Origin of the sequence: Flavobacterium sp. HTF, from assembly GCF_003105115.1 — a bacterium.
Taxonomy (GTDB): Bacteria; Bacteroidota; Bacteroidia; order Flavobacteriales; family Flavobacteriaceae; genus Flavobacterium.
Window position 1 is genome coordinate 1 of record NZ_QETH01000143.1, and the last position, 7,201, is coordinate 7,201.

At 40.5% G+C, this 7,201-nt stretch carries 2 protein-coding genes; both read right to left on the reverse strand.

The annotated features are described in order from the left end of the window. Positions 1-6,659: vWA domain-containing protein (locus tag DCO46_RS21835; RefSeq protein ID WP_133244623.1), on the reverse strand; the 6,659-nt coding region annotated here is incomplete at its 3' end. A 37-nt stretch (positions 6,660-6,696) separates the two neighbouring features. Continuing rightward, the coding region (locus tag DCO46_RS21840; protein ID WP_207784990.1) for a hypothetical protein at positions 6,697-7,201 on the reverse strand (505 nt) is incomplete at its 5' end.

Genomic DNA, 7,201 nt, shown 5'->3' on the forward strand with positions numbered 1-7,201 from the left:
TGCGTAAAAATCTCAGAAGTATTGCCACAGTCATCTTTTACCATCCAGGTATTAGTGTAAGTTCCGGAATTGGCACAACCTTCGGCAGCCACAAACTGACCGCTGGTTTTCACAATATTTGAAACATCACCATCGCAGTAATCGTTCGCTATTGGAAATTTCGCCTGCGCTAAAGCCAAAACCTCAGTATCACTGCATTGAACGGTTACATTAAGAGCACCGTTTAGAGTTGTCCATGTCGGAGCCGTGGTATCTTCGATAGTGATTACTTGTGTAAAAATCTCAGAAGTATTACCACAATCATCTTTTACCATCCAGGTATTGGTATAAGATCCGGAATTGGCACAACCTTCGGCAGCCACAAACTGACCGCTGGTTTTCACAATATCCGAAACATCACCATCGCAGGAATCGTTCGCTATTGGAAATTTCGCCTGGGCTAAAGCCAAAGCCTCAGTATCACTGCACTGAACGGTTACATTAAGAGCACCGTTTAGAGTTGTCCATGTTGGAGACGTTGTATCTTCGATGGTGATTACTTGCAGAAAAGAATCAGTAACATTTCCGCAATCATCTTTTGCAATCCATGAATTAGTATAACTTCCAGAGTTCAAACAACTTTCTGAGGCTACAAAAGCTCCACTTGTTTTGGTATAAGTTACAAAAGAACAATTTGCTGTTGCGACCGGTTTCTGATTTTGGGCAATTGTTAATCCTTCAATATCATTACATTGCAAAGTGATATTTAATTTCCCAGCCTCCGTAATCCAAGTCGGAATAGCAGTGTCTTGAACCGTAATTACTTGTGTGAAAACAACCGAAGTATTATTACAAACATCATTAGCTGTCCATGTATTAGTGTAAGTACCAGTACTACCACAGCTTCCTCTTTGTAATTCACCACTTATTTTTGTGTATGTTATTGTTCCTCCACAATTATCAGTGGCAATTGGTGATTGGTTTTGGGCGATTGTGAATCCTTCAGTATCGCTGCATTGTAAAGTGATATCTAATGTACCGGATTGGGTTGTCCAGTCTGGAGCGGTGGTGTCTTCAATTGTAATAGTTTGTGTAAAAGTCTTTGTGGTATTATTACAAACATCATTGGCAATCCACGTATTGGTATAAGTTCCGGAATTAATACAAGAACCCGCAGTAAAAATCCCGCTTGTTTTGGTGTATGTTATTGTTCCTCCACAATTATCAGTGGCAACTGGTGATTGGTTTTGAGCCGTTGCCAGTCCTGCTGTATCGTTGCATTGCAAAGTGACATCCAATGTACCGGATTGGGTCGTCCAGCCTGGAGCGGTGGTGTCTTCAATGGTAATGACCTGCGTAAAAACAGTTGACGAATTATTACAAACATCCTTTGCAATCCAGGTATTGGTGTAAGTTCCTAAATTAATACAAGAACCAGCAGTAAAAATTCCACTTGTTTTGGTATAGGTTACCGTTCCCCCACAATTATCAGTGGCAATCGGTGATTGGTTTTGGGCGATTGTGAATCCTTCAGTATCGCTGCATTGCAAAGTCACATCCAATGTACCAGATTGGGTCGTCCAGTCTGGAGCGGTAGTGTCTTCAATGGTAATGACCTGCGTAAAAACAGTTGAGGAATTATCACAAACATCGTTGGCAATCCAGGTATTGGTATAAGTTCCGGAATTTACACAAGAACCTGCAGTAAAAATCCCGCTTGTTTTGGTATAGGTTATCGTTCCCCCACAATTATCAGTAGCAACTGGTGATTGGTTTTGAGCCGTTGCCAGTCCTGCTGTATCGCTGCATTGCAAAGTCACATTCAATGTACCGGATTGGGTCGTCCAGCCCGGAGCGGTGGTGTCTTCAATTGTAATAGTTTGTGTAAAAGTCGTTGAGATATTATTACAAACATCATTGGCAACCCAGGTATTGGTATATGTTCCGGAATTAATACAAGAACCTGCAGTAAAAATCCCGCTTGTTTTAATATATGTTACCGTTCCTCCACAATTATCAGTAGCAACTGGTGATTGGTTTTGGGCTGTTGTCAGTCCTGCTGTATCGCTGCATTGTAAAGTGATATTCAAAGTAGTTGAAGCTGTTGTCCAGGTTGGCGCGGTTGTGTCCTGAATCGTGATAATTTGCGTAAAAGTCGTTGAGGTATTGTTACAAACATCATTGGCAATCCACGTATTGGTATATGTTCCGGAATTCACACAAGAACCCGCTGTAAAAATTCCGCTTGTTTTGGTATAGGTTACCGTTCCACCACAATTATCAGTGGCAACTGGTGATTGGTTTTGGGCTGTTGCCAATCCTTCAGTATCGCTGCATTGTAAAGTCACATTTAAAGCAGTTGAAGCTGTTGTCCAGGTTGGAGCGGTTGTGTCTTCAATTGTAATAGTTTGTGTAAAAGACGTTGAGGTATTATTACAAACATCATTGGCAATCCAGGTATTGGTATAAGTCCCGGAATTAACACAAGAACCCGCAGTAAAAATTCCGCTTGTTTTGGTGTATGTTACCGTTCCCCCACAATTATCAGTGGCAACTGGTGATTGGTTTTGTGCTGTTGCCAATCCTTCAGTATCGCTGCATTGTAAAGTGATATCTAATATACCGGATTGGGTTGTCCAGTCTGGAGCGGTGGTGTCTTCAATGGTAATAATCTGCGTAAAAGTCGTTGAGGTATTGTTACAAACATCATTGGCAACCCAGGTATTGGTATAAGTCCCGGAATTAATACAAGAACCGGCAGTAAAAATTCCACTTGTCTTAGTGTAGGTTACCGTTCCCCCACAATTATCAGTAGCAACTGGTGATTGGTTTTGGGCGGTTGCCAGTCCTGCAGTATTGCTGCATTGTAAAGTCACATCCAATGTACCGGATTTTGTTGTCCAGTCTGGAGCGGTGGTGTCTTCAATGGTAATGACCTGCGTAAAAACAGTTGACGAATTATTACAAACATCATTGGCAATCCAGGTATTGGTGTAAGTCCCAGAATTAATACAAGAACCCGCTGTAAAAACTCCGTTTGTTTTGGTATATGTTACCGTTCCATCACAATTATCAGTAGCAACTGGTGATTGGTTTTGGGCGATTGTCAATCCTTCAGTATCGCTGCATTGCAAAGTGACATCCAATGTACCGGATTGGGTCGTCCAGCCCGGAGCGGTGTTATCTTCAATGGTAATGACCTGTGTAAAAGTCGTTGAGGAATTATTACAAACATCATTGGCAATCCACGTATTGTTATAAGTTCCAGAATTAATACAAGAACCTGCAGTAAAAATCCCGCTTGTTTTGGTATAGGTTACCGTTCCTCCACAATTATCAGTAGCAACTGGTGATTGGTTTTGAGCCGTTGCCAGTCCCGTTGTATCGCTGCATTGTAAAGTGGTATTTAAAGCAGTTGAAGCTGTTGTCCAGATTGGCGCGGTTGTGTCCTGAATCGTGATAACTTGCGTAAAAGTAGTTGAGGAATTATTACAAATATCCTTTGCAATCCATGTATTGGTATAAGTCCCGGAATTAATACAAGAATCCGCTGTAAAAATTCCGCTTGTTTTGGTATATGTTACCGTTCCTCCACAATTATCAGTAGCAACTGGTGATTGGTTTTGGGTTGTTGCCAGTCCTGCTGTATCGCTGCATTGCAAAGTGACATTCAAAGCCGTTGGAGCTGTTGTCCAGGTTGGCGCGTTTGTGTCCTGAATCGTGATAACTTGCGTAAAAGTAGTTGAGGAATTATTACAAATATCCTTTGCAATCCATGTATTGGTATAAGTTCCGGAATTTACACAAGAACCGGCAGTAAAAATTCCACTTGTTTTGGTATAGGTTATCGTTCCTCCACAATTATCAGTGGCAACTGGTGATTGGTTTTGAGCTGTTGCCAGTCCTTCAGTATCGCTGCATTGCAAAGTCACATCCAATGCACCGAATTGGGTTGTCCAGCCCGGAGCGGTGGTGTCTTCAATTGTAATAATTTGCGTAAAAGTCGTTGACGAATTATTACAAACATCCTTTGCAATCCAGGTATTGGTATAAGTACCGGAATTTACACAAGAACCGGCAGTAAAAACTCCGCTTGTTTTGGTATAGGTTACTGTTCCTCCACAATTATCAGTAGCAACTGGTGATTGGTTTTGGGCGGTTGCCAGTCCTGCTGTATCGCTGCATTGTAAAGTCACATTCAAAGCCGTTGGAGCTGTTGTCCAGGTTGGCGCGTTTGTGTCCTGAATCGTGATAACTTGGATAAAAGACGTTGACGAATTATTACAAACATCATTGGCAATCCAGGTATTGGTGTAAGTTCCTGAATTCACACAAGAACCGGCAATAAAAATTCCACTTGTTTTGGTGTATGTTACTGCCGAACAATTATCAGTAGCAATTGGTGATTGGTTTTGGGCGGTTGCCAATCCTGCAGTATCGCTGCATTGTAAAGTCACATTCAAAGCCGTTGGAGCTGTTGTCCAGGTTGGAGCGGTTGTGTCCTGAATCGTGATAACTTGGATAAAAGATGTTGACGAATTATTACAAACATCCTTTGCAATCCAGGTATTGGTGTAAGTTCCGGAATTAATACAAGAGCCGGCAGTAAAAACTCCGCTTGTTTTGGTATAGGTTACCGTTCCTCCACAATTATCAGTAGCAACTGGTGATTGGTTTTGGGCGGTTGCCAATCCTGCTGTATCGCTGCATTGCAAAGTCATATTTAAAGCCGTTGAAGCTGTTGTCCAGGTTGGAGCGGTTGTGTCCTGAATCGTGATAACTTGGATAAAAGATGTTGACGAATTATTACAAACATCCTTTGCAATCCAGGTATTGGTATAAGTTCCTGAATTAATACAAGAACCCGCAGTAAAAACTCCGTTTGTTTTGGTATAGGTTACCGTTCCTCCACAATTATCAGTGGCAATTGGTGATTGGTTTTGGGCCGTTGCCAGTCCTGCAGTATCGCTGCATTGTAAAGTCACATTCAAAGCAGTTGGAGCTGTTGTCCAGGTTGGCGCGGTTGTGTCCTGAATAGTTATAGTTTGGTTTGCTGTTATATTTCCGCAGCTTGTTGAAACTTTAAAAGTTCTTGTTACAACTATGGGACACGAACCAGTTGAGGTATCAGAATAAGAAATGGTGTAAGTTCCGATAGAAGCACTATTAGGTAATGATCCTCCGGCAGCATTTAATTGCGCTAAAGTTATATTCGTACCCGATGTACTGTAAAGAAGCCCCGTTACAGCATTGGTACCACAACCTGCAATAGTTGCGTTTGCTGGAGCTGTAAGAGCCGCCGCAGGACTAATAGTGACATTAGATGCCGCAGAGGTCAATTCACAATTGGTTGAACCATTTTTTACTTTTACTTTATAAGCTCCGCTTACCGTTGCAACCAAAGTTGCTGCTGTTTGTCCGCTTATTTCAACATTATCTTTATACCAGACATAGGTCGGAGAAGAAGCATTTGTAGAAGCAGTTAATGTTGTTGAGCCGCATGCGGTTAAAACACCTGTAATTATCGGAGTGCAAGGCACAAAATAAGTTGGACTTGTAATGATTTTTGAATCATTTGCGCAAGCTGTATTTTTATAATTTAGAGTAGAGGTACTCACCGTTTGGGTTCCGCAGGCAGATCCTGTTGGTGTTAACTGATAATTTAATGTAATGGTTTCTGAATTCAGAAAATCAGTATTCCAGGTAATTACTTGTCCGGAAAGGGCAGCTGTGCCTTTAGATGTAGTGATTGAGCCAACTGTAAAGCCCGGAATTATAGTTTCTTTTTCAATCAGGCTTTGTGCTACCCATGAAATTTGTGTCGCAATCTGGTTGTAAATAGAAGTCAGATTAGCGCCGCTTTGTGTAATGTAAGCAGCGCTTCCCTGAATTCCATCCAGAGTATATTTTGCCACATATTGATCGCTCCCAACAGTGTTAATATTCCCTGGAATTCCACCAAACAAACCAACCGAAAAAATCTGATTATTATAAGTTACACTTGATTTTACAGTAGTTTTTGCATTCGTAGCAGCATTTATTGCAGATGTGACGCAAGTTGAATTAATACTTGTTGTATTGCAGCTTGTTGTATTACCTGAAGGACCTGTACGGTTGGTAACACCATCAGTCAGTAAAATAATGCTTCGGGCCGTTGCACAGTCAAACCGGCCATTGGTTTCCAGTTCTGTCTCGGCTTTAACAATTCCATCCTGAATGTTCGTATTATTTGTTGCTGTCAATGCATCAATTTTTGCATTTAATGCAGTTGTTCCCGCGGCATTCAGATAAGTTAAACCAATTTCCAGTTTAGCATTTGTTGTATAAGACACAATTGCAATTCTGTTATTTGTATTTGCCGAGGCTTGTGAAATAAAAGATTTTGCTGCCAGTTTAGCATAATCCATAGACGTTTTGGTGTCATTAGAAATGGTGTTTCCCATACTTCCTGATACGTCAATTACTAAAATTACATCAGAATTTCTAGTTATAGGATCTGAGCCGGTAATATCTAATTTTACATTAACAACACCACAATTTCCTGCATTTGCAGTTACTGTTTTGTTGGTTGTTATTGTTTGCGCTAAACCAAATGAAGAATAAAAAAGAAGCAATACAACTAAGTAAATTCTTTTAATAAATCCTAAATAATTGCTGAAAGAGAGTAAAGATTTTTCCATTTTTAATTATTTTAAGGGTAACACTTGATATAAAATTTTAGTCATTCACAGGATTGATGACATAAGTGTGCAAAACAGTATCAGCAGTATAATTGATACAGGTTTTTGAGGTGGCAGTAATTTGATTGCAGGACCATTTTTCTACAGAAGTTCCCACAGGAACCGTAATGTGTATATAAAAAACTACAGATTGTCCGGCATTTAGGGTAATTTCACTAACTGGAACTTTTTGAGAATCCATAAATGAAGTATTAATCCTTACATTTTCCGTATTTGAGGTTCCGTCCGTATTTGCACAAGACGTATTGACATTGGCTGCTGTCAAACTGTACGTGTCTGTTGACGGGCTGTTGTTGGTGAGAACCATTGTATAATAAGTTCCGTCAAGAGGAGTGCTTCTCACATTTCCATTGTTTTCAACAACCAGGGTCGCATTACAGGATGCGGATTGTGAAAATGAAATACCAGTAATCAAACAAAACAGTAAGGAAAAAATATTTTGTAAAATTTTCTTAGGGAAAGAAAAAATAGACTTACAATTT